The following is a 22,424-nucleotide window of genomic DNA, read 5'->3' as shown; positions in this document are numbered from 1 at the left end:
CGGCTTCAGACAGGTTGTTTTGAGTTGCTCTGATCGACAAGCCCTTCATAGGTCAGCAACTCAAAGCCAAAACTCGCGGACAAAACCATTCCCTTTCTCCATTCCATTCGGCCTGCTCAAAGATGTTTCAGCGGTTCAATCTCTTTAGTCTCCCGTTTCCTCGCCGCGCGTCCACTTGATGATGACGCACAGGCCGCCCATCGGCAATTGCTCGAACACGAGCCCCGACTGTCCGCCGAACCGGTACTGCAGCCGGCGATGCACGTTCCACGTGCCGCAGCCGACCTCCTCCGACATCGGCTGCGCCAGCTCCGCTTGCAAATCCCGAAGCCGCTGCGGGTCCATCCCCGGCCCGTCGTCCTGCACCAAGATCATATTGTAGCGATCGTCCTGCTTGCCCGTAATCGTAATCATTCCGCCTTCCGGCGACCTCTCGACTCCGTGCACGATCGCATTCTCCACAATCGGCTGCAGAATCAATCTCGGCAGCTCCAGGTCCAGCATTTTCTCCGGCACGTCGATCTCGAACTGCACCCTGCCCATCCGGAGGTTCTGAATGATCAGGTAGTTGCGGACGAGCTCCAGCTCCTCCTCCAGCGCCACGGATTGATTTTCGACCCGCGTCGCGTAGCGGTAATACTCCGCCAGGTTCTGGGACATCTGCACGACCGCTTGCCGGTCGTTCATCTCCGCCGAGTTAATGATGAAGAACAGCGAATTGTACAGAAAATGCGGATTGATCTGCGACTGAAGCTGCTTAAGCGTCGCCTCGCGCGACCTGAGCTTCTCCGCGTAGACGTCTTCGATCAGCGTTTTAATCTGATCCGACATTTCGTTGAATTGGAAAATGAGATAGTCGAATTCGTTTTTGGCCTGATAGTCGATGCGCGCCGAATAATCTCCCCGCTTGATCCGCTGCACGCTGCCGATCAATTTCCTCAGCGGACGCTGGACGTTGCGGTACAGCAGGAACGATGCGGCGACGGCCAGCACCAGCAGCAGCCCGATAATGACGTAGAAAAAGTTTCTCTGCTCCGTAATCGGAGTAACGACGCTCTGATACGGCGTATAGTCGACGAGATACCAGCCCAGTTGCCGCGACTTCACGTAGCTGACAAGATGCTGTTCGCTGCCGAGCTTCACCAGACGCTGTCCGGTGGCCGGCTCGGCCCCCAGTTCGTCCTCCAGCAAGCCGATCAGCTGCCTCGTCTTCTCCTCGGACGAAGTGCCGTTCAGAACGGGCCGTTCGCCGGGCACGTACAGGAACGGGTCGTTGTTCTTCCCGTTCTTGTACGCGTCCAGCATCGCGGTCATATTGCCGGTTGTGAACCGGACCCGGAACACGGCCTGAGCCGCTTCCTTGCGCTCCGCCTTGGCCGGCTCTCCGATCTCGTGCACGAAATAACGCTCGGTTTTGCCGCCCAACTCTTCCGACATGTACGTCCAACGCGTATAGATCGGTCCCGTCATATCCTGATTGCTTTCCAGCAGAAAAATATTGGACGAAATCGCGCGCTTCTCATGGGGGATAATGACGGTCAAGTCGTTTTTCCACCCGTTGGACACGCTCTGCAGGCTCAGCTTCTCGATAATCCGGTATTCCGCATTCCGCGCGTCGAACTCCAAGGGCGGACGACGGTCGAGAAATTCGCGAATATAAGGATCGTAGCTCAGCAGCACCGGAAACATGGACAGCTGCTCGATATTCGTATCCAACTGGTTCATGAGAAAGGTCAATTGGTTCAGGTTGGTCGTCTCGATCTGCTTGCGCACGACTTCCGTGCTCGTGTTCGTCGAGACGCTGTACAATACCAGAATCGGCAGCAGCAGCAGGAAGAGCAGAAGAACGATTTTGCGAAACGTGTTGGGCTTGAACATCCGCTCTCCTTTCCCGCCCGCTCCGGTTACCCTTTGACGGCTCCCGCAGCGAGACCGCTGACGACGTAACGCTGGGCGATCAACGCGATGATGAGTACCGGGAGGGTGATGATGCACGCGGCCGCCATCAAACCGCCCCAGTTGATCTCAGCGTAAGACATAAAGTTGAATACGGCAATTGGTAATGTCTTCGTCTTGTCGCCGGCCAGAATGATCGAGAACATGAAGTTGTTCCACGAGAAAATAAAACTCAGCAGCGACGACGTGATGATGCCCGCTCCCGACATCGGCAGCACGATGCGGCGGAACACTTGATGCGGCGAGCAGCCGTCGATGGCGCCGGCCTCTTCCACCTCTTGCGGAAGCTTCTCGAAGAACGAAATCATGATCCAGACGATAAACGGCAGTCCGACGAGCATATGGCTCAGCACGAGCGCCGCGTAGGAATCTACCAAACGCAGTTTCGAGAATATAATATACCACGGAATCAGGAACGAGATGCCCGGCACGATTCTCGCGACGAGAATGACGAGGCCGAGGCCCTGCAGCTTGTACTTGGCGATCGAGTAGGCGGCAGGCAAGCCGAGCAGCAGCGACAGCAGCGTCGATACGACGGCGACGATCATGCTGTTGACGATATACTTCAGAAAATCGTACTGCTGGAACACGTTCACGTAGTTGTCCGTCGTCGGCGTGAACACGAACGTCTGGGAGTTGGACATGATCTGCGCCTGCGTCTTGAAGGAGGCGAGCAGCATCCAGACGAACGGGAAGACGAACACGAGCAGGACAAGCACGGTCAACCCGGTCAGCGTGGCGTTTTTCGCTTTTTTCTTATTCAGCTTCATCCTTCCGCCTCCAATCTTTTCTTCGTCCAGATCAGCGCCAGCGTAAGGGCCATGACGATCAGGAAGAAAATGACCAGCAGCGCGGAAGCCGAGCCGAGCTTAAAGTATTGGAAGCCGAGCACGTAGCCGTAGATGTTCAGCGTCTCCGACTTGAAATTCGGTCCGCCTTGCGTCGTGGCGTAGATGATGTCGAACGTCTTGAGCACGTCGATCAGGCGCAGCATCAGCGCGATGATGATCGTCGGCTTAAGCAGCGGCAAGGTGATATGCACGAACTTCTGCCAAGCGGAAGCTCCGTCCACATCGGCCGATTCGTACGGGTCGGTCGGCAGCGTCGACAAGCCGGCCATCAGAATAAGCGCGACCATCGGCGTCCACTGCCATACGTCGACGACGATCAGCGATGGAATAACCTGCGTCATGGACGCGAGATATAGCTGCGGCTCGAGGCCGATCGATTTCAGAATCGTATTCGCGGCGCCGATCGTCGGCTCGTAAATGAGCATCCAGACGAGACCCATCGCTACCGGAGTAGCGACCATCGGGAGCAGAAACAGCGTCTTCGCGATATTTTTCCCCTTGAAGGTACGGTTGAACAGAACCGCGATCGCCAGGCCCAGCACCATCTCCGCTGCCAAGGCGACGATCGTGAAATAAAATGTGTTGAATACGGAGTCCAAGAACCGCTCGTCCTTGAACATGGAAATATAGTTGTCGAAGCCCACGAAAGCGGGCGGCGTAATGGCGGACATGCTCCACTCGTAGAAGCTGATCCACAACGTATAAGCGATCGGGAAAAGCATCATGACGAGCACGAAAACAAGCGCGGGCAGGATGTACAGCCATTTCAAGTTGCGATTGATCCAATTATAACCCATTGCGTATCATCCTTTCCAAAAGCCTTTTCCGGACCGTCCGCCCTCGGCGGGCGGCCCGGAATCGGCCGGCGGTTCGTACCGGTTCGGCGCGGATTATCTCTTGCTGTCTTTGTCGATGATGGCTTGCAGATTGGCGTTCGCCTTGTCCGCCGCCGCTTGTACGTCCTTGTCGCCGGTAATGACCTTCATGACGACTTCGCCTACGGCGTCGCGGGCTTCGCCGACACTGACGACGACCGGACGGTCGTGGCCGACGCCGTTCTCCATCGATTGCTTGATGATCGGCACCAGCTCCTCAGGGAACGACTTCGTCGCTTCGGGATTGTTCCAGACGGAAGTCCGGGCTCCCGGGTTGCCCTTCTGCTGCGCCTTCAGCACGTTCTCCTTGCTGGTCGCCCATTGGATAAGCTCCCACGCCGCGTCCTTGTTCTTCGATCTTTCGTTGATCGACAGCGACCATGCCGTTACGTTAACCGGCTTGGAGCCCGCGGCTCCCGCCGGGAACAAGGCGAAGCCGACTTTGTCGCTGACCGTCGATTTCTCCGGATCGGTCGCGTTCGTGTACAGCGAGTCCGCGTCCGTCAGGAACGCGACTTTGCCCTGGGCGAAGATGCCGAACGCTTGCGGCCAGGACATGTTCAGAACCCCCGGAGGCCCGGAGTCCTTCAGCAAGTTGCCGTAGGTCGTCATCGCCTTCACGGCTTCCGGCGTATTGATGGACGCCTTGCCGTCCGTAATGAAGTCTCCGCCTTCGGAGAAAATGTACGAAGCCAGCTGCGTCACGAGCGGGGAACGCTGTCCGCGCGCCACGAAACCATACATTTCGGAGCCCGGGTTGTGCAGCTTCTTGGCCGCTTCGACCAGTTCGTCCATCGTCGTCGGCACCGGAATGTTCGCTTGCTCCAGCAAGTCTTTCCGGTAGTAGAGCACGCCCCGCTCCGTAATGATCGGGATGCCGGCCAGCTTGCCGTCGATCGTCGTCGTGTTGATCGCCGAAGGCGAGATGTCCGCGAAGTCGTACTCGGGGTCTTTGTGCGCATAGTCGTCCAGCGGCGCCACCCAGCCGTTCTTGAAGAACAACTGGCCGTCCTGAAGCGGACGGTACATGAAGACGTCCGGCGTCTCCGAGCCGGCCGTGAATTGCACGGTCAGCTTCTGAGTCAGTTGGTCCTCGAAGTAGTTTTCGACCTTGACCTTGATGCCCGTAGCCGCCTCGAATTCCGGCAGCAGCGGCGTGATCGCCTCGGACCAAGGATGGTTGGCCGTGACCAGCGTAACCGTCTGTCCCGCGAACGGTTTGTCCGATCCGGTCGAAGCGGACTCGGATGCAGACGAGGATGCGGGAGCCTGGCTCGCCGCCGGAGACGAAGCTTGCGGCGAAGAATTGCCGCCGCAACCCGCCATTATGCTAGCGGTTACAATTAGCGCGGTGCCTGCTCCGATATACTTCTTTTTCATAGGTGAAACCCCCTAGAAGAGATGTGGTTTACAATTTCATGATAAAGGCGCGGCCCCCGACAAGATATAACGGGGATTTAACATCGATAACGAAACCTTAACGAGTTTTATCGGGAAGCATTTTAGTCTGCCAGGCATTCCCGGTATAAGGCGTTCATCGCTTTCACGACGCCGGATGCGGCGACGGCTTCTCCTGCCGCGCGCTTGCGAAGGGGCTCGTGCAGAAGCATCCCCGCCTGCTCCTGGAAGCTCGGGAAAGCCTTGTTGCGCGGACGCACGCAGCTGAGCTCCATCGTGCGCATCGTGTCCGCGAAGAAGCCGCCGCACGTCTCGTTCGCGGCCGTATCGCGCCAGGCTCCGGCATGTCCGGGCTGGCCTCCGCTCTCGACGTAGAGCGTGCGCTGCGCATCCCCGCTTGCGACGAACATGGCGAATTCGACCGCCAGCGGAATGTGCGCGGAATGCGCTGATACGGCCATGCCGACGCCGCCGAGCAAGCTGCCTCGCGGTTCGCGGGAGATCGCCGGAATGTCGGCGAACCGGAGCCGCTTCGGCGCGAAGCCGTCCCGGGCGTAGTTCGTGTAGCCGAACGCGCAGGGGACGTAAGCGACAGCGTCGTCCGCCGCCATCCGATCATACATTCCGATCGGATTGAAGTCGAGCGAGGACGGATGCAGATGCGGCAGCAGCTCGCAGATCAGGTCGACGGCCGCTTCTCCGACGGCCGGGGAGATTCCGACTCTTTCGTCGAAGAAGCTCGGGCCGTCGATCCCGGCGCACAGACTCAGGAAGCTGCACATCGCGTCGGTCGGGCAGAGCGGCCAGCCGACCGCACCCGGCCGGGAGCGAGCCAACTCAAGCACCTGCTGCCAGGTGCGCGGAATCTCATGCTCGCTCAGCAGGTCGGGGCGATAGGCCGCGACCTGGGCGGCGGCGTCCACCGCAAGCGCCCATTGCCGGCCTTCCCAGCGGTAGCTGAGATGGCTCGATCCTACGGAGTTCGCCTCTTGATCCTGGAGATAAGCGGCCGGTATTTTATCGTCGAGAGGAACGAGTACGTTCTGTCCCGAACTGATGCCGACGTGCGGATGGTCGATCATGATGATGTCGTACTGTCGCGCCAGGACATCGACCGGATAGTCGCCGAAGTCCTTCAACGAACGGCGGTCCCATACGATCCCGAAGTCCGGCCGCGATTCGCCGAACTTCGCGGCGGCGGCCTCCAGCGGAGCATAGCCTCTGACGTGATCCCAAGTCATTCCTCTTAGTGTTGCCATTCTATCGGTCCTCCGTTACGCGGGTTCGACGGTTTTGATCGCCGGTTGGACGATTTCTGTTCTCCGGGGTTGCCGGCTTCGTGCGGACGGTTCTGTTCTCCGGGTTGCCGGCTTCGTGTGCCGATTTGCAGGTTACAGCACGCCATCGCGCTTCAATTCCGCAATCTTTTCGTCCGAGTACCCGATTTCCCGTAAAATCTCCTCGTTGTGCTCTCCGACCCGAGGCGGATGCCGGCGAATGTCCCCCGGGGTCTCGCTGAATTTCACCGGAATATTCACCGTCCGTACCGTTCCGGCAGTCGGATGCTCGTAAGATGCGAACGCGCCCAGGTGAATCGCTTGCGGGTCCTGCTCGACTTCCAAGTGGTTTTTGACCTCGGACACCCACATGTCGCGCTTCAGCATTTTCTCTACCCAATAAGCGGTCGTCTGTTTCACGACGCTGGCCTGAATGCGGAAAAACACCTCGTCTCGCTTGTCGTACAAAACCTGCGGATCGTCGTACGCGACCAGCCCCTCATCCTCCAGCACTTCGGCCAGCACCGGAATCGGATTGACGGAGATGCACATGTACCCGTCCGCCGTCTTGTAGATACCGAACGGAGCCGACTGGCCGGGATGGGCAATGCCGGAACCGGGGCGCTCGAACAGCTTGCCGGAATTCAGCGTGACGGCGAACTCCTGTAGCTGATGCGTCAGCAGGCATTGGAAGAGGTTGATTTCCAGCTTCTGTCCTTTGCCGGTTTTCTCGCGGTAATAGAGCGCAGACAGCAGTCCGTAGACGATGTTGTACGCCCCAAGCTGATCGGCGATGCCCGTGCCGAGCGGAATCGGCGGATCGTCCCGCCGGCCCGTCAGCGTCGTCAGACCGCTCAGCGACTGGATCATCAGATCCTGGCCGGGGCGTTCCGCGTACGGTCCGTCTTGGCCGTAGCCGGTGCTGGAGCAGTAGATGATGCGCGGATTGATCTTCTTCAAGTCCTCATAGCCGAAGCCGAGCTTCTGCATGACGCCGGGCCGGAAATTTTCCACCACAATATCGCATTCGGCCGCCAGCTTGTAGATGATCTCCTTGGTCGCTTCTGCCTTCAAATCCAGACCCAGCGACCGCTTGTTCCGGTTAAACGCCAGATAGCACGGAGACTCGGTTTCCCCGACCCAATATTTCAGGAACGTCCAGGCCCGATAGCTGTCCCCGGTGTTTTTGCGTTCGATTTTGATGACGTCGGCTCCGAGATCGCCGAACATCTGAGTCGCGAAAGGTCCTTGCAGCAGGTGAGTGAAATCCAGTATCTTAATGCCTTCAAGCGCTTTATCCATCTGTAAGTCCTCCTTGCCGCTCCAGCGGCGTACGCGGGTTAGGCTGCCGTGCTGGGCGGTCTGTCGTTAGGCCTTCCGTCGCGGGCGTGCTATCGTCCGGTGAACCTTGGCGGACGCTTCTCCATGAATGCCGCAATGCCTTCCCGCCCGTCCTCGCTATGGAACAGATTGGCGAGATAGGCGCGGTCGTACGCTTGCGCCGTCTCCAGGCTGGCGTCCCGCCCTTCGTGAACAAGCCGCTTCAGCGCCTGAACGGCCAGCGGCGCTTGATCCGCGATCGCGCGCGCAAGCTCCAGCGCGGCATCGAGCAGCTTGTCCGGCTCCGTCACCTGATTGACGAAACCCAGCACCTTGCCTTCCTGCGCGGGAACGAATCTCCCAGTCATCGTCAGCTCGCGCGCGGCAAACGGGCCGACGATGCGGGCGATTTTCTGGACGCCTCCGCCGCCCGGAACAAGCCCCAGCTTCACTTCCGGCAACCCGAATTTCGCCTTCTCCGACGCGACGACCAGATCGCAGGAGAGGACAAGCTCGAATCCTCCTCCCAGCGCGTACCCGTTGACAGCGGCGATGACCGGCTGCGGACAACTCTCGATGGCGCGGTACATCTCGCGTCCCTTTTGCTGGAACGCAAAAAACCGGCCGACGTCGAAGCTGCCGTACCCCTCGATATCCGCTCCCGCCATAAACCCTTTGCCCGTCCCGGTCAACACGACGACCCGGATGTCGGGCCGCTCCCGCAGCCCCTCGAAGCAATCGGTCAACTCCGCCATCAACTCGTCGTTCATCGCGTTCAGCTTCTCTTCTCGCCGAATGGTCGCCAGCAGCACGTCGCCGCGCTCCTCCACATGCAAATATTTATACGAAGCCCCCATCCGAGCAACCCCCTTCGTTGAACGGTTATCGTCTTACACCCCCATCATAAAGTCGGGCTCGGAGAGAATATATAACCGATATTTAACTTCGATAACGAAACGTTAAGCAATTAAGGAGTGGGCTGGTCGAGGGAATGGTGCTGCGCGACGCCAAGGCCACGCTTTGGCCTCGGGGCTGGTCGACGAAACGACGGTGGTGCGATGGGCCGGCGCGGAAACGCCAAAAAAGCGCCCAAAGGCGCTTAATGGAATTGAACGTACGGCTAGACCGTCGGCTCGAGCCGCTGGCGTCCGGCCATGGACTCGGTGAACTCGTCGAGATCACGGTCCGCCTTGGACTGGTTGCACTCGTTGCAGGCGCAGACGCAGTTGACCGGAGTCGTGTGACCGCCCTTGGCCCGCGGCAACAAGTGGTCGATCGTATCGCCGTACTCGCCGCAGAAGTGGCACGTGTAGTTGTCGCGCGTAAGGATCAGACGGCGAAACTCCCGATTGCTGTGGATGCGGCGGATCGTGTGGCGGTTAACGACGTACGCGGCATGCTCGCGAACGAGCGTCTTCGCAAAATCCGGCTCGATCTCCTGGTAGTAGGAGCGGCCGCTGTCGGTTTTGCCCCGCATGCGGACGAAGCCCTGACGGGTCGCTCGAAGGCCGTCCGCGTCGTGCGGATCGAGCTTCGGCGCCCCCGCGGCGATCTTCGGAGCTTCGGGCTTCGAGATCGGGGACTTCCTGGAAGTGGCTTTCCGGGTCGGGGATGCCGGGTTCGTCCGCTTCGTTCCCGCGACCGCGGCCTCCGGAGCCGGAGTCGCCGCAGGGATAGCCGCCGCCGCGGCAACCTGCGGCACCGACAGCTTCTTCGCCTTGCGTCTCCGCCTTCTCCGGCCCCGTTTGGGCTTCGCAAGCGGCTCCTCCTCCGGCTCGGCAACGATCGCCTCGCTTATCTCCGCGACCGCCTCGACCTTGCGCCTCCGTCTTCTGCGGCGACGCTTGGGCTTCGCATCCGTCTCGTCCTCCGTCGCCGCAACGACTGCCTCGATTGTCTCCGCAACCGATTCGAGCTTGCCCGCCTTGCGCCTCCGCCTTCCGCGGCGGCGCTTGGGCTTGACGATGGCCTCTTCCGCCTCGGCCTCCGCCGCGGCGATCTCGTTCATCTCCGCGGCCGGTTCGAGCGCGCCCGCCCGCTGCCTGCAAGCTTTGCACGTCCCCCGCCGCCTTCTCCGTCCGGCCCGTCCGCCGCTGCGGCTGGCGAACTCCGAAAGCGGCTTAAGCGTCCGGCATTCCACGCATATTTTCATAGCCGTCTCCGGCTGAACCGTCTTATTATCCATATCGTGTGTCATATGCAGAGTATATCACATCCGCGCAAGCGGCTGTAAAATCCTCCTCATCCCCTGATCGCCTTGGCCGCATCGTCCAGCGCCCCGATCACCCGGTCGCACCAGGCATCGAACTCCGGATCTTCCGTCTGAAGCTCGGGATGGGCGAGGATGTGCTCGATCGTCTGTTTCATCCCCTGGTCCAGCCGGATCGTCGCCGCGAACTCGGGAACGAGACGCTTCAGCTTCGAATTGTCGAATACGACCGTGTTCGCCTTGTCGCCCAACAGTCCTCCCCGGTAGTCCTCCGTGCTGCATGCATCCAGGAAAGACGAGGAGACGTGGACCGCGTTCAGCTTGACGCCAAGCGCATCCGCGATAATCTCGTAAATCTGGTTCCAGGTGACGCTCTCGTCCGAAGTGATATGTACGGCTTCGCCGATCGCGTGAATGTTGCCCATCAATCCGATAAACCCTTTGGCAAAGTCGCTGTTATGCGTCATCGTCCAGAGCGAGGTTCCGTCTCCGTGGATGATGACCGGTTTATTTTCCAACATGCGCTTGGCGACTTGCCATGTGCCCTTCCGGCCGTGCACGCCGAGCGGAATGGAGCGTTCGTCGTACGTGTGGCTCGGCCTGACGATCGTAATCGGGAATCCGTGTTCGCGATATTGTTTGATCAAGTATTCTTCGCAAGCGATCTTGTTCCGGGAATACTCCCAACAAGGATTCGATAATGGCGTTCCTTCGGTAATGCGATAATCCGATAGAGGAGTCTGGTAAGCCGATGCGGAGCTGATGAAAATAAATTGTTTCGTCTTATCGCGGAACAGCCGATAGTCTCTCTCGAGCTGGCTCGGCACGAATGCGATGAAGTCCGCCACGACGTCGAACTTCATGTCCGCGATCAATTCGGCTACCCGTTCTTCGTCGTTGATGTCGGCTTGAATCGTTTTGACGCCCTCCGGCAGCCGCTCGCCGCGATTGCCTCTGTTCAATACGTACAGCTCGCAATCCCGTTCGGCCAACTGCCTCGTAATCGCCGAGCTGATCGTGCCCGTTCCTCCGATAAACAGCGCTTTCATCGTTGGTCTCGCCTCCATATCGCCATGCGGATTTGTGAAAAGGTTCTTCCTCTCTACCTTAGCACGACAGGTCCTCCTTGACAATTTGAGCGCACGTTCGCTTTTTCCAGTCCTACCTTCACGGAGATTTTACACTAACGCGCGCCGCTTCCCGCAATCCTCCCCCTGTCATCTATCCTTGCTCGGATTGATCCCGAAGTGTTTCTTGTACACTTTGCTGAAGTAAAATACGTCTCCGATGCCGACCCGTTCGCCCACCTCTGCGATCGGGTCCTTGGTCGTGCGCAGCAGGAGACGGGCCTGACGCAGCCGGTAGGCTTCCAAATATTCCATGACCGAGACGCCCTGGCTGGTCTTGAACAGCTTGGACAAATGCGAGCGGCTCAAATTGACGTGGGCGCACAGCCCCTCCAGAGACACCTTGGAGGCGTAGCGCTCGTGGATGAACGCCAGCGCCTTGACGATCTCTTCCCGCTGGCTGTCCGCTCCGCCGACCTCTTCCAGCCACTTGACGAACAGGCTCTTGTATTCGGACAGGCGATAGGCCTGCAATCTCTCCACTTCCGCTTTCAGGGAGGCGGGAACGGAAAAGCCGTTTTTTTCGATGAACCGGATCAGCGTCTGCACGTCCGCTTTCGCGGAAGAAGACGGGCGCCCGAGATGCCGGAGCAGCTCGAAGTATGTCTCGACCAGGCCGGGCAGACCCGACAGCCCGATCCGTCCTCCCCCTTCGGCAGACTGAAAGAACGACAGGAGATCCAGCTCCGCTTCCGGTCTGCGAACAGTCCTCGCATCGAGTACGCACGCCTCGGTCTCGTAGAAGAAACAGTCCATCCGCTCGCGGGCATGGCGAACTTGCTCGAAGAAGTCGTCCATTCCGGAAAATCCGCAGTGGCTCAGCGCCGAAGCCTCCAGCGCCAAGTAACGCTTTGCGACGGCAAGCATCTCCCGGAGCTTGCATTCATGCCGCTCGTCGTCCGTCTCCTCCAGATCGAGCGCCACGAACCGGTTCCGGCCCAGATGGAACAGCTCGTTGCTCTCGTTCCAGCTTCGGATCGTTTCGCTCGCAACGTTGGACAACGCGTAGACCGCCAGATCCGTTCGTCCCTGAAACTTGGCGTCCTTCCACTCCTCGAACCGCTCCACCTCCAGAATCGCGAACTTCGAAGGAGGAAGATACTTGTTCTCGTCGAACGCAGCCACTCCGAAGCGGTCCGCCCGCCGAAGCAGCTCCTCGTTCCGGATATGCCCGTCCAGCCGTTCGTGGAAGAGCGAGTTCCGCACCATGATCAACTCGTTGGCGTTAAACGGAGCGCTCTGCTGCTCTCCGGCCTGCTCGTAATGAAGGAAAGCGCGGCGGATTTCCCTTTCGACCTCTTGCCGGGTTATCGTCGCCTTCAGCAAATAGTTTCGGGCGCCGTACTGCAGCGCCTGCTGCGCCAGCTCGAATTCGGCGAAATTGCTGAGCACGACGAACCACACGTCCGGGAAGCGCGAGCGGCATTGACGGATCAGCTCCAGCCCGTCCATGACGGGCATGCGGATATCGGTCAGCACGATGCGGGAGGGCTCGGCTTCCATCTGCTCCAGCGCGTCCCGGCCGTGCACCGCCTCCCGGACGTCCAGCCCTCCGAAGCTTCTCAGCATCTCGGCCAGATAGCCGCGGGTTCCGATTTCGTCGTCGACTACGAGGACGTTCATGCCGCCTCTCCTTTCCATTCCGGAATAATGATCGTCGCCAGCGTGCCGGAGGACTCCAGAGGAAGCAGGCTAAGCCCGGCATCCTCTCCGTAATGGAGCAGAAGGCGTTCGCGAACGTTGTTCAAGCCGATCGATGGCCGTTCGGAAGGAAGGGCCCGCGGATCGAAGCCCGCACCGTCATCGGAGATGCGGAACCGTGCGCCCCTTCCCCAGCTTTCGGCCTCGATGCGAATGCTTCCGGACGTTCTGCCGACGAAGCCGTGCTCGAAGCAATTTTCCACGAGGGGCTGAAGCAGCATGCGCAGAATCGGGCGCCCCAGCAGCTCTTCGGGAAAGACGAGCCGCACCGCGATTTTCTCGCCGAATCGGGCCCGCTGGATCTCGACGTATTTCAGAAGGTATTCCCGCTCCTCTTCCAGCGTCCAGTAGCCTTCCATCCGATACAGCTGCTGCCGCAGCAAGTAAGACAGGGACAGAACGAGCGAGCCGATCTTCTCCTGGGAGGACCGTTCGGCGAGAAAACGGATTGTGTTGAGCGAATTCAGCAGAAAGTGCGGATTCATCTGCTGCTGGAGCATTTGCATCTCGAGCTTGCGTTTCTCGGCAGCGGCCCATTCCAGGTTGCTGCGCGAAATGTCCAGATTGTGCATCAGCTGCCTGAGCAGCTCGGACAGCTCGGCCAGATGGCGGTCGGCAAGCATCGGAACGGACAAGTCGAGCGTCGGGTTCAGCAGCCGCTTGGACAGCAGCCTGATCTGGTGAAAGACGCGGCCGACCGTTCGCAGCACGAACGTGGAGGAGGCGACGAAGATGACGAGAATGACCAGAAGCGTCGCGATCACGGTCAGCCGAAAATAACGCAGCTCGTGCCGGATGTCCTCGGCATCCGTCTGCGTAATCGTCCACGGCGCGGGCGGCAGAGGAATCGGCGGCGAACCCGAAACGGCTCGTTCCCGCTCCGCGCCGGAGACGGGGTAGACGACGCGGTTCCGGTCGTCGCGAATCTCGTACGTCCCGTTGTCGCTTTTCAGAATGGCTGACAGATTGGCGAGCGGAATCGCCAAGGAGACGACGCCTCTTTTGTTCGCGGTTACCGGGCTGAAGATCCACCGGCTCAATACGATCAGCGGCTCCGCGGCCCCTCCCGGCTCCAGCACGCTCCACTGGAAGCTGTTGAAGAAATCGTGGCCTTCCCACCGGACCGTCTTGACGATTTCCCGCTGCAGCTCTCCTTTTCTCCAGCCGAGCCTCGTCGGGTTCGATTCGAACACGCCCCCGAAGTCGTCCTGGACGACGACGGCGTATTTCTCGTTAAGGAAAAACGTATACTGCAGCCTTTCGATGGCCTCCAGATAGGTCGAGTTTTTCCCGATGCTGTACGGATCGCTTTCCTGCAAGGCAGCCAGGAAGGCTTTATCGTTAATAAAAGAATTCGTCGGAACGCCCGCTGGAACAAATCCTTGACCCGGGAAACCGTCTGCTCCTGCTTAAACCGGTTGATTTCGCCTACCTTGTTCACCATCGTCCGCTCGGAATACTGATAGGCGGCGAACAGAATCAGGCTGAGCGGAATGAACACGGCGACGAGCAGCACGATGATTCTTCGCTGCACCGACCGCGGTCCCGCGTAACGCTTGCTTCCCCACTGCATCGAAACCATCCCCGTTTTCGGCTGCCGAAACGAAAAAGCCAGCCCATCGTCGCCGATGGGCCAAGCTTTCGCTTCTTATTGCTTGCTTTGTTCCTCGATCGCGTTGTCGACCTTGACTTTGACCTGCTCCAGCACCGCGTCGACCGTCTCCGCTCCGGTATAATACTGGCTGATCAGATCCAGGAACGTCGATTCGTATTCCTGGGGAGCGCCCAACACCGGCTTCTCCTCCACGTTGACGACGTCCGGATCCCCTCCGAACAAATACGTCACCTGCTCCAGCGTAATGTCGTCGTCCTTCAGCGCGTCCGCCAGATTTTCGAAATACTTGTCTTTCGTCACCTTAGTATACATGGGCAGCGCGCCCGTGCTCAATGTATAATCCGATACGTATTCCTTGGCCAAAATCAGCGACTCCTTCGGATGCTTCGCGTTCTTCGGAATCGCGAGGGAATCGATGCTCGACCAGTTCATATGCTTGCCGGCCATCTCCGCCGGAACCGGCATCGGCGCGATGCCCGCCTTCCAGTCGCGGGGAAACTGCTCCTTCTTCGTCGCCGCGAGCTGAGCGTACCACTGGGCCCCGACGACCATGCCGTAATTGCCGTTCCAATAGGAGAGGAAGTCGGTATTGTTCTGAATGAGCTCGGCGATCGGCATCGCCGCCTTCCTCACGTTCATGACGTCGTTCATCCATTCCAGGCTGCGCTTGAACTCCGGCGCGTCGATGTTCACCTTGCCGTCGTCCGTATAGAACTTGCCGTTGTTGAGCTGGCTGCCGTAGCCGTAGAAGTACATGCCCCAGTTGTTGTAGAACATGCCGTACACCTTGTCCTTGCCGCTCAGGTTCGTCAGCTTCTGCGCCACCTCGGCCATCTCGTCCCAGGTCATCGGAACTTTCGGATCCGGGTAAGGGACTCCGGCATCGTCGAACACCTTCTTGTTGTAATAGAGCATCCAGTTGTTTTGTTGAATCGGGAACCGGTAGTACTTGCCGTCCTTGTCCGGCTTGAAATCGCCGAAGTCCGCGCTCATGTCGATGTCGGCTTCCTTGGCGACGTCGTCCAGCGGCATGAGGAAGTTTTTGTTGATCGCGTCGAACTGCTCCACGCCGTTGCCCCAGATCAGATCGACCTGCTCGCCGCTGGCGAGCATAATGTTGCGCTTATTGATATACTGCTCGTGAGGCACCGATACCGGATCGACCTTGATATTCGGATACTTCGCCTCGAACCGCTCAAGGAACGCCTTGAACTCCGCGGAATCCAGGTACTCCGAAATGTTCAGAAACTTCAGCGTTACGGTCTCCCCCTGCGCCTCCGAACCTCCGGACGTCTGGGAGGCGGGTTCGCCCGATTTTCCCCCGCAGGCGGTCAGAGTGAACGCCATCATCGCCGTGACGGCGAGCAAGCTCCATTTTCCGTTCATGAATGATTCCCCCCGAAATATTGTAGCCGTTTTCAACTCTATTATGAACCCGGCTCGCAGCCTCTCAAATGTAAGAAACGCTCTTTCTCTTTGTAGAATCGTACGGCATTCAGCCCTTGAGCCCCGAGGACACGATGCTCTCGACGAACCGCTTCTGCAGCGCCAGGAACACACCCAGCACCGGAATGATCGCCAGACACGCCAGCGCCATCTGCATTGCGTATTGCTTGCCGAACTGGGTTTGAAAGCTTTGCAGACCTATCGGAATCGTGTACAGCTCCTTGGAATGCAGGAAGATCAGAGGCTGGAAATACTGGTCCCAGATCATGAAGAAGCTGAGCAGGCCCAAGGTCAGCAGCGGGGTTGCCGCCAGCGGAAGCGCCACTCTAACGAAGGAACGGAAGACGCCCGAACCTTCCAGGTAAGCGGCGTGCACGAGCTCCTTCGGGAAGGACAGGAAAAATTGCCGCATCAGAAAGATCGACAGGACGTCGACGATATTCGGTAGAATGAGCGCCCAGTGCGAATCCAGCAAGCCGATGAACCGGAACGAGATGAATTGCGGAAGCAGCGTCAGCTGGTACGGGATGAACATCGCGGCCAGGAAGGCGAAGAAGATCCCGTCCGAATACCGGAACTTGAGAAACCCGAACGCGTACCCGCCGAGCGCCGACAGCAGCAGCCGGAAAACGACGGAGACGATGACGACGAAGACGGAATTCCACAGCCATACCGGAAAATCGGTGCCGGTCAAGACGTGGGAATAATTGTTCCAGTTCACCGCGTCCCAATGAATGAAGACGAACGGCCTCTCGAATACTTGGTGCTCGAATTTAAGCGAGGTCGAGATCATCCAGAGCAGCGGGGTAATGAAAACCAATCCGACGAGCAAATACACAACGGAACGAACCGTATAGCGGATGTTGGAACCGAGCGGCACGCCTTCGTCCTCCTTTCTTGCCTGTTATTGATAGAAGACCCACTTTTTCTGGGCGAACCAGTTGACCGCGATCAGAACAAGAGTCAGCAGGAACAGGAACATGCCGACCGCGGAAGCGTAAGAAAAGTTGTAAAATTCGAATGCGGACCGATAAATATGATAGGTCATCGTCGTCGTGCTGAAAGCCGGCCCGCCCTTGGTTAGAAGAGCCATCTGGTAAAATGCCTGGAGTCCGCCAATGATCGTGATCAGCAGCAGAAAAAACGACGTCGGGGAAATGAGCGGAAACGTGATATGCTTAAATCGCTGCAGCCGGCCCGCCCCGTCGATCTCGGCCGCTTCGTAATAATCCTTAGACACCCCTTGCAAGGCCGCCAGAAACAAAATGCAGTGGTAGCCGACGTCTTTCCAGGAGCCGATCAACGCCAGCATCGGCAGCGCCCAATGCTTGTCGACCATGTATTGCGGAGGACGCTCCACGCCCAGACTCATCAGCAGGGAATTGACCGGTCCTTCCGTCGGGTGCAGGAATACGTTCCATACGACCAAGGTGGCTACGTAAGTGGTAATGTAGGGAATGATGAAAAAGGTTCGGACGACTCCGCGCGCCCTCATCTTCCCGTTAAGCACGAGAGCCATTCCGAGTCCGAGCAGCAGCGTCAACGGAACGTAGATCGCCATGTACGTCAGCGTGTTCCGCACGCTTTTCCAGAAATCGGGGTCGCCCAGCATTTTGTCGTAAAACCCGAATCCCTTGAATTCGAACGTATAGGTCATGAGATCGACCTTGTACAGACTAAGCAACAATACGCATATCATCGGAACGAATACGAATAGCAAGAAGCCGACGAGCGCCGGCAAAGCGAACAACAAACCCGCCCGCCTTTCCAGCCTCTCCAGCGAGTAGGCCCGTCCCCGCCGAACCCGCTTGCCTTCGTTAAACGCTGTTTCCATAACACTTCCTCCTTCGCTGCCTCAGTGTCATTATGGGGCGTTCGCGGGGGGAGAAGGAATAGAACAATCGCCGCTCTTCTTTGTAAAATCGTCCGATTCCGAGTTCGGGGAGGCATAGCAAACGGAGCTTCCCTTTTGTAACTAACTATAATTGAGAAACTTTAAATTATATAGTATAATGAAATTCATAAAGGAGGCGAATCGGATATGGCCGATTTGGCAAAGAAGATGGAAATAGGGATCAGCACTTTTCTGGAGGCTTCGCCGCATTCCCCGGCGGGCAAGCCGGTAAGCCATGCGGAACGTCTGAGGAACGCCGTAGAGGAAATCGTGCTGGCCGATCAGGTCGGACTGGACGTGTACGGCATAGGGGAGCATCATCGCGCCGATTACGCCGGAACCGCGCCGGCCGTTGTGCTGGCGGCAGCTGCGTCCAGAACGAAGCGGATTCGGTTGACCAGTGCGGTAACGGTGCTGTCTTCGGACGATCCGGTGCGCGTATACGAGTCGTTCTCCACGCTGGACGGACTGTCGGACGGACGGGCGGAAATTATGGCGGGACGGGGTTCGTTCATCGAATCTTTCCCTCTGTTCGGATATAGCTTGGATCATTACGACGAGTTGTTCGAGGAGAAGCTCGAGCTGCTGCTGAAAATCCGCGAGACCGAGAAGGTCACCTGGCGAGGAGGCCACCGTCCCGCGATCCAGAATCTCGGCGTGTACCCCCGTTCCGTGCAGGAGCCGCTGCCGGTGTGGATCGCGACGGGCGGCAATCCGGAGTCGGCCGTTCGTGCGGGCACCTTGGGTCTTCCCGTCGTGTTCGCCATCATCGGCGGAATGCCGGAGCGGTTCGCTCCGCTCGTCGAACTCTACAAGAAAGCCGCCGTCCAAGCCGGACACGATCCGGCCAAGCTGCAAATCGCGACGCACTCGCACGGCTTCATCAGCAATACGATCGAGCAGGCGGCGGAGCAGTTCTATCCGCACGTGCAGGCGCAGATGAACACGATCGGCCGCGAGCGCGGATGGCCGCATTACGACCGCGCCGCCTTCGACGCGGCGAGCAGCCTGCGGGGCGCTCTCTACGTCGGCGATCCGGAATACGTGGCGGAGAAGATCGTCCTGCTTCGCAAAAACCTGGGACTTACGCGCTTCTTCCTGCACGTCGATTTCGGCGCGCTGCCGCACCGCGATCTGCTTCGCGCCATCGAGCTGCTCGGCACCCGCGTCGCTCCGATCGTGCACAAGGAAATCGCGCGGATGGAGGGGTAAGCGTTAAAGCAATGAGAGGAACCAGCCATCGGTCGGCATCTGCCCGCCGCATGGCTGGTTCCTCTCCTGTTATGCATGCGGAGCCGGCCCGCAAGTCCGCCCCTACGCTTACTTCTCCCGCTTCCGATACTCGTTAGGGGACAGTCCCTCCTGCTTCTTGAACACTTTGCTGAAATACTTCTCGTCCTTGTAGCCGACCAGCTCCGCGACCTGGGCGATGCGGTACTGCGGATTCATCAGCAGCAGCTTCGCCTTCTCCATGCGCACGCGTTCGATGTAGTCGGACAGGTTCTCGCGGAACTGCTGCTTGAACTTGCGCGAGATGTACTCCCTGCTGAGGAAGAAACGATCGGCCAAATCCTGAAGTGTGATCTCTTCGGCATAACGGGAATCGATATATTTGACGATTTCGAAGATGACGTGCTCATCCTGCCGCTGATGCTCCGCCCACTGGCGGGACAGCTGCAGCAGATCCTGCTCCAGCCCTTCCGCGAGCGCGGACAGCACCAGGCACCCTTCCTGATCCACCGGAGCGTTCGCGAACGCGGACTCCGCGGAGCGGCTCGGCACCGCCGGCAAGTCCCCGAACAATTCCTTCAGCCAGCGCGCGCGGATGACGCTGTACTCGTGATTCCACAGCTCCAGCTGCTCGGTATTGATATAGCTCATCCGCTCGACCTGATTCATCCAGAGCCGCACGATGTCCCGGATCGGCTGCTCCTGCCCGCTGCGCAAAGCCGTTCTCATCCGGTCCTCGAATTCCGACAAGTGAATCGCCGACAAGCGCGGATTCTCGTCCGGATCGAAGCAGCGGACGCGGGGCCGGGACGCGCGCATGTTGCGCTGGCGCAGCACGATGTTCGCCTCGTGATACGACTGCTTGATGCCGCCGGGCAGCGGTCTCTCGCCGCCCAGACAAAATTCCAACGGACTGCCGAACGCCTGCCGGATGCCGCCGTTGACCGTGTCCAGCAGCGCCGGGGCATTGCCCGTCTGCTTCCACAGCAGAACGACGATCGCCCCGTGCTCGTGCCGGAATGCGACGCCGTGCCGATGCCTGCGGACGATCTCATTGCAGATGTTCAGCAAGGAGAAATACAGCAAGTCCTCGCTTCCGGCGAACTTGCTGCGGATCGTCGGATGGATCGTATCCGTCGCCAGCACGGCCACCCGGCAGAGCCGATCGTCCTCGGACAGCCCGAATTCGGTTCTCAGCGTCTCGGCGATCGACGAGTAGTAGGAAGGGTCCTCCACGAGGTTGGTCAATATTTTGTCCCAGTACACCGGACGCAGCTGATTGATCTCGATCGCCTTGCGCTGCTCCTGCTTCGTACCCTCGTCCTCCTGCTTGCGGCTCTCGACCGCCTTGGCGACCGCCTGGTTCAGCTGCTCGGGATCGATCGGCTTCAGAATGTAGTCCATTCCCCCGTACAGCACCGTCTTGCGCACGAAATCGAAATCGTCGTGTCCGCTGATGACGATCACCTTGGCGGCCGGCTCGTGCTCCCGAATCCAGGCGAGCAGATCGGTGCCCAATTTCTCCGGCATGATCATGTCCGTGAACACGATCTGGGGATGGTCCCGACCGATCCGCTCCATCGCGGATGCGACGTCCTGCGCCTCCATCACTTCCTCGATGCCGTGCGCTTGCCAATCCACCAGCAGCCGAATGGCTTCCCGGACATGCCGTTCGTCGTCAACGATTAGCGCTCTCATGGTCGTCTCCTTCCCCGTCGATCGGAATCCACAGCACGATGCTTAAGCCGCCCGACTTGCCTGGCTTGACTTCAAGCTTGGCCGATTCGTTGTAGTAAAGCTTGAGCCGCGACAAAATGTTAGGCAGCCCGATTCCCGATTCCCCGGTCGCCCACGCGCCCTTCGATTGGAACAGCCGCTCCCGCAGCGCCCTCAGCTCCGCAGCGCTCATGCCTTTGCCGTTGTCGCAAACCTCCAGACTCATCCATCGGCGATCCGCCGACTCCGAGCCGTAGATGGCGATCTCCGAATCTTCCTTGCCCGCGTCGAAGCCGTGCTTGAAGTAGTTCTCGACAAGCGGCTGCACGATCATCTTCGGAATCGGCCGATTCAGCAGCGGCTCGTCTACCTTAACCGTATAACGAAGCTGCTCGCCGAACCGTTGACGCTGAAGGGAAACGTAAGCTTTGACATAGTCCAATTCCCGCTCGAGCGTCACGATCGGTTCTCCCGTGTTCATGCTGTAGCGCATCATTTTGCCCAAGGAGAAGATGAGATTGTAGATTTCCGGCTGCTGCTTCTGCAGCGACAGCGTCCCGATCGACTGCAAGGCATTGTTGATAAAATGCGGATTCGTCTGCACCTGCAGCACGTTCAATTCGTTCGTTTTGCGGGCCAGCTCGAGCTCGTACTCGCGAATGATCATCTCGTTGATCGTGTCCATCGCCAGCTGGAACCTGCGCGCCAATATTCCGAATTCATCCTTCCGATCGACGTCGATCGTCACCTGCAGATTGCCGCTCTGAATCTGGTTCATGTTGCGAATCAGCTTCTTGATCGGCGCGGTCAGCCGGAACGTGATCAATACCGTCGCCAGCATCGTCAGCACGAGGAACAGGACGGCGATTCCGCTGTTGAACAGCGCGACCTCCCGGGCGGTCCGGTGCAGCGTTTCGTTTGGAATTCGTTTCGCCAACGTCCAGTTCAAGAACTGCGTTTCCATTTTATCGTATACAATTTCCCCCGAGAAGCCATCCTGATTCAGAGAGAAGTTGCCGCTCGTCTGGGCTGCTCCCACGACGCGGTCGACCCAATCGGCCTGCAGCCGCTGCCCGCCGCCGCGGTCGATGGAGCTGTAGATCACGCGCCGCTCGTCGTCCAGAATGTACAGCTCTTCCCGGCCCGCCGAATACAGCTGCTCGGCAATGGCGCGGATGCCGTCCAGCCGAATATCGATCGACAGCGTGCCGAGCTCCTCCTTCGCCGCCAAATAATACAACGAGCTGTGAATGGTGAGCACCTGATCGGCGGTCGTCGTCGGAATGTCCGTTCTTCCGAACTTGTCCACCGGATGGGGCGGCTGAACGTAGGAATTCCCCCGGGCCAAGCCGGAAGGGATGTACCGGTCCCCGTCTCCCTTGAAGCTTCTTTTGGACCGGTTATTGATGATGAGATAGTGCAGGTCGCTCTCGCGAAGATACAGATGGGCCTGCTCGAAATCCTTAGCCGTGTAGCTGAGCAGCATCAGGCCGCGATAAATTTCCTGGTCGTCTTTGTAATCCCGGATGCCGTCGTCCAAAATCGCGAACAGCCTGCTGTCGTTGTAGAAAATAAACGTCGACTGCTGCGCCGCGTTCATGTAATTGAGCAAGTTCGTCTTGCCCTGGAACAGCAAGTCGGCGTTGCTCTTCAGCGTCTCCTTCGTCACCTTGCTCGTCGTCAGACTGTAGGTGATGACAATCGAGGCCAGAATCGGAATCAACGTGGCTGCCAGCAGGAACAGCATCATTTTCGTTCGGATACTGGTAAAGATCAATAAATTCCACCTCTTTGATCATCAGAGTCAGT

At 58.7% G+C, this 22,424-nt stretch carries 17 protein-coding genes; 1 reads left to right on the top strand and 16 read right to left on the bottom strand.

Annotated features, from left to right (window positions below):
* Positions 1-144 precede the first annotated feature (144 nt).
* The 14 genes from B0G52_RS27510 to B0G52_RS27445 form a co-directional block, all read right to left on the bottom strand.
* Entirely contained in the window at positions 145-1,878 is a 1,734-nt protein-coding gene (locus B0G52_RS27510) for a sensor histidine kinase (protein WP_094049307.1), read from the bottom strand.
* Positions 1,879-1,904: 26 nt separating this feature from the next.
* Positions 1,905-2,726, bottom strand: coding sequence for a carbohydrate ABC transporter permease (locus tag B0G52_RS27505; protein ID WP_094049305.1), 822 nt, complete (start codon positions 2,724-2,726; stop codon positions 1,905-1,907).
* Entirely contained in the window at positions 2,723-3,604 is an 882-nt protein-coding gene (locus B0G52_RS27500; protein WP_094049303.1) for a carbohydrate ABC transporter permease, read from the bottom strand. Before B0G52_RS27500 ends, B0G52_RS27505 begins: the two co-directional genes overlap by 4 nt.
* Before the next feature lie 93 nt (positions 3,605-3,697).
* Positions 3,698-5,062 (bottom strand): ABC transporter substrate-binding protein, encoded by a 1,365-nt coding sequence (locus B0G52_RS27495; protein ID WP_094049301.1) that lies wholly within the window; start codon positions 5,060-5,062, stop codon positions 3,698-3,700.
* 122 nt (positions 5,063-5,184) lie between these two features.
* Positions 5,185-6,339, bottom strand: coding sequence for an ABC transporter substrate-binding protein (locus tag B0G52_RS27490; protein ID WP_094049299.1), 1,155 nt, complete (start codon positions 6,337-6,339; stop codon positions 5,185-5,187).
* A 132-nt stretch (positions 6,340-6,471) separates the two neighbouring features.
* Positions 6,472-7,659 carry a CaiB/BaiF CoA transferase family protein gene (locus B0G52_RS27485; protein WP_094049297.1) on the bottom strand — a complete coding sequence of 396 codons (1,188 nt, stop codon included), beginning with the start codon at positions 7,657-7,659 and terminating at the stop codon, positions 6,472-6,474.
* An 89-nt stretch (positions 7,660-7,748) separates the two neighbouring features.
* Complete coding sequence (locus tag B0G52_RS27480) at positions 7,749-8,534, bottom strand: enoyl-CoA hydratase/isomerase family protein (RefSeq protein WP_094049295.1); 786 nt, start codon at positions 8,532-8,534, stop codon at positions 7,749-7,751.
* Positions 8,535-8,797: 263 nt separating this feature from the next.
* Positions 8,798-9,862, bottom strand: a complete 1,065-nt coding sequence (locus B0G52_RS36340) for an HNH endonuclease (RefSeq protein ID WP_233163118.1) — start codon at positions 9,860-9,862, stop codon at positions 8,798-8,800.
* A gap of 56 nt (positions 9,863-9,918) precedes the next feature.
* Positions 9,919-10,935, bottom strand: coding sequence for an SDR family oxidoreductase (locus B0G52_RS27470; RefSeq protein ID WP_094049293.1), 1,017 nt, complete (start codon positions 10,933-10,935; stop codon positions 9,919-9,921).
* Between the two features lie 168 nt (positions 10,936-11,103).
* Positions 11,104-12,636, bottom strand: a complete 1,533-nt coding sequence (locus tag B0G52_RS27465) for a response regulator (protein ID WP_158223899.1) — start codon at positions 12,634-12,636, stop codon at positions 11,104-11,106.
* Entirely contained in the window at positions 12,633-14,033 is a 1,401-nt protein-coding gene (locus B0G52_RS27460) for a sensor histidine kinase (RefSeq protein WP_094049289.1), read from the bottom strand. Before B0G52_RS27460 ends, B0G52_RS27465 begins: the two co-directional genes overlap by 4 nt.
* A gap of 329 nt (positions 14,034-14,362) precedes the next feature.
* Positions 14,363-15,715 (bottom strand): ABC transporter substrate-binding protein, encoded by a 1,353-nt coding sequence (locus B0G52_RS27455; RefSeq protein ID WP_094049287.1) that lies wholly within the window; start codon positions 15,713-15,715, stop codon positions 14,363-14,365.
* 109 nt (positions 15,716-15,824) lie between these two features.
* Positions 15,825-16,655, bottom strand: coding sequence for a carbohydrate ABC transporter permease (locus B0G52_RS27450; protein WP_094049285.1), 831 nt, complete (start codon positions 16,653-16,655; stop codon positions 15,825-15,827).
* Between the two features lie 24 nt (positions 16,656-16,679).
* Positions 16,680-17,609 (bottom strand): carbohydrate ABC transporter permease, encoded by a 930-nt coding sequence (locus tag B0G52_RS27445; protein ID WP_094049283.1) that lies wholly within the window; start codon positions 17,607-17,609, stop codon positions 16,680-16,682.
* Between the two features lie 207 nt (positions 17,610-17,816).
* Between B0G52_RS27445 and B0G52_RS27440 the strand changes: the two genes are divergently transcribed.
* Positions 17,817-18,881 carry an LLM class flavin-dependent oxidoreductase gene (locus B0G52_RS27440; RefSeq protein ID WP_094049281.1) on the top strand — a complete coding sequence of 355 codons (1,065 nt, stop codon included), beginning with the start codon at positions 17,817-17,819 and terminating at the stop codon, positions 18,879-18,881.
* 108 nt (positions 18,882-18,989) lie between these two features.
* Here the strand turns inward: B0G52_RS27440 and B0G52_RS27435 are convergent, their stop codons facing one another.
* Together B0G52_RS27435 and B0G52_RS27430 are read right to left on the bottom strand one after the other, a co-directional pair.
* Positions 18,990-20,597 (bottom strand): response regulator, encoded by a 1,608-nt coding sequence (locus B0G52_RS27435; protein WP_094049279.1) that lies wholly within the window; start codon positions 20,595-20,597, stop codon positions 18,990-18,992.
* Positions 20,578-22,392 (bottom strand): cache domain-containing sensor histidine kinase, encoded by a 1,815-nt coding sequence (locus B0G52_RS27430; protein WP_094049277.1) that lies wholly within the window; start codon positions 22,390-22,392, stop codon positions 20,578-20,580. Before B0G52_RS27430 ends, B0G52_RS27435 begins: the two co-directional genes overlap by 20 nt.
* Positions 22,393-22,424: the final 32 nt, after the last annotated feature.

This window comes from Cohnella sp. SGD-V74, assembly GCF_003001675.1.
GTDB lineage: Bacteria > Bacillota > Bacilli > Paenibacillales > Paenibacillaceae > Cohnella.
The sequence above is the reverse complement of the archived record's forward strand: the minus strand, read 5'-3'. Positions and strand labels throughout refer to the sequence as shown.

Excerpts from the sequence above, each read along its gene's own strand:
- B0G52_RS27510 (WP_094049307.1), bottom strand. The coding sequence starts at position 1,878 with ATGTTCAAGCCCAACACGTTTCGCAAAATCGTTCTTCTGCTCTTCCTG.
- B0G52_RS27505 (WP_094049305.1), bottom strand. The coding sequence starts at position 2,726 with ATGAAGCTGAATAAGAAAAAAGCGAAAAACGCCACGCTGACCGGGTTG.
- B0G52_RS27500 (WP_094049303.1), bottom strand. The coding sequence starts at position 3,604 with ATGGGTTATAATTGGATCAATCGCAACTTGAAATGGCTGTACATCCTG.
- B0G52_RS27495 (WP_094049301.1), bottom strand. The coding sequence starts at position 5,062 with ATGAAAAAGAAGTATATCGGAGCAGGCACCGCGCTAATTGTAACCGCT.
- B0G52_RS27490 (WP_094049299.1), bottom strand. The coding sequence starts at position 6,339 with ATGGCAACACTAAGAGGAATGACTTGGGATCACGTCAGAGGCTATGCT.
- B0G52_RS27485 (WP_094049297.1), bottom strand. The coding sequence starts at position 7,659 with ATGGATAAAGCGCTTGAAGGCATTAAGATACTGGATTTCACTCACCTG.
- B0G52_RS27480 (WP_094049295.1), bottom strand. The coding sequence starts at position 8,534 with ATGGGGGCTTCGTATAAATATTTGCATGTGGAGGAGCGCGGCGACGTG.
- B0G52_RS36340 (WP_233163118.1), bottom strand. The coding sequence starts at position 9,862 with ATGGATAATAAGACGGTTCAGCCGGAGACGGCTATGAAAATATGCGTG.
- B0G52_RS27470 (WP_094049293.1), bottom strand. The coding sequence starts at position 10,935 with ATGAAAGCGCTGTTTATCGGAGGAACGGGCACGATCAGCTCGGCGATT.
- B0G52_RS27465 (WP_158223899.1), bottom strand. The coding sequence starts at position 12,636 with ATGAACGTCCTCGTAGTCGACGACGAAATCGGAACCCGCGGCTATCTG.
- B0G52_RS27455 (WP_094049287.1), bottom strand. The coding sequence starts at position 15,715 with ATGAACGGAAAATGGAGCTTGCTCGCCGTCACGGCGATGATGGCGTTC.
- B0G52_RS27445 (WP_094049283.1), bottom strand. The coding sequence starts at position 17,609 with ATGGAAACAGCGTTTAACGAAGGCAAGCGGGTTCGGCGGGGACGGGCC.
- B0G52_RS27440 (WP_094049281.1), top strand. The coding sequence starts at position 17,817 with ATGGCCGATTTGGCAAAGAAGATGGAAATAGGGATCAGCACTTTTCTG.
- B0G52_RS27435 (WP_094049279.1), bottom strand. The coding sequence starts at position 20,597 with ATGAGAGCGCTAATCGTTGACGACGAACGGCATGTCCGGGAAGCCATT.